Raw genomic sequence first — 1,242 nt, forward strand, 5'->3', positions numbered from 1 at the left:
GCCTACAGCACCAGAAATAAAGCTGATGAGGTTAAAGAGCCCCATGCCCACTCCGGTCTCACTCACACTCAGTGTCAAAGATACACGGTTCGCCAGAGCCGTTTGCACGAAGGAGAAGCCTACATAAGTTGGGAGAAGCGCCGCAGAAATGAACCAAGGTGAATGACCAACCATGAAAGCAATTGCCACAAGACTAATTACTAAAAGCCCAAGACCGATAAAGACAACAAAATTATTGCCTTTTTTGTCCGCTAAATTACCGCCAATTGTACCGAAAACAACGGCACATATGGCACCTGGGAATAGAATAAGCCCAATGGTGCTCGTGCTTAGATCATTCACTTTGGCTAACATGAGCGGAACGACAAACATGATCCCCATGACTGTGCAAAATACGAGGAAGCCAACAATTAAGCCGCCACGAAGCAGTTTATTTCGAAATAACATCGGTTCAATAAAAGGATCTTTCGCTTTGCGAATGTGAGAGATAAACCAGATGAAAAGAGCTAGGCTCGCGGCCAAATAGTACCAATGCGGGAAAGATAAGTAGACGATAATACCTGCGACGAAAAATGCAACAAGCGCCGCACCTAAGATGTCTACACTGCCTTCTTTGCGCTTTTCCTCAGGTAAAATCTGATTGAAAAATGGGATTGAAATCAACGTAAACAAAGGAATGATGAACAAGTACGTCCAGTGGAGCGATGACGAAACAAATCCGCCCACAACAGGGCCTACCGCGATGGCAAAGGAAACGGTAGAAGTCAGAAGTCCAAAAACTTTTCCTCGATCCGTAGGAGAAAAGTAACGTGCAACAACGACCATAACGAGCGCTGGTATGGCTGATGCTCCTGCACCTTGCACAGCGCGAGCAAAAATCACTACCGGATACCAAGCCTGAAGTGCAAAGCCAAGCGCAGAACCCACACTATAAATGAGGACTCCGGCAACAATCAGCTTTTTCAGGGAAAAAATATCAGATAACCGTCCATAAATAACGGACCCTATCCCGAAAAAGATGATGAATGTAGTGAGCACCCAGCTCACACCAGTGGGAGTAATCCCGTACTGCTTGGCGATTTCGGGTGTTGAAACGTTGAAAACTGTTTCGTTTAATACAGCAAAAAAGATAAGGAAAATAATCCATGGCACAGCCTTTTTGGCATCTATAACCTTCTCTTGTGCCACCTCTGTTGCAGAAGCAACGTGTTGCATGGTTTCACCTCCACTTTTCTCTAGTTA

1 protein-coding gene is annotated in these 1,242 nt (G+C 45.2%); it reads right to left on the reverse strand.

The window, feature by feature from the left end; genetic code table 11:
- On the reverse strand, positions 1 to 1,215 hold a 1,215-nt coding region (locus AC1DUA_RS38245; RefSeq protein ID WP_477504661.1), incomplete at its 3' end, for an MFS transporter.
- Between the last annotated feature and the right edge of the window lie 27 nt (positions 1,216 to 1,242).

The sequence above is a fragment of the Paenibacillus sp. 01T422 genome, from assembly GCF_056398785.1.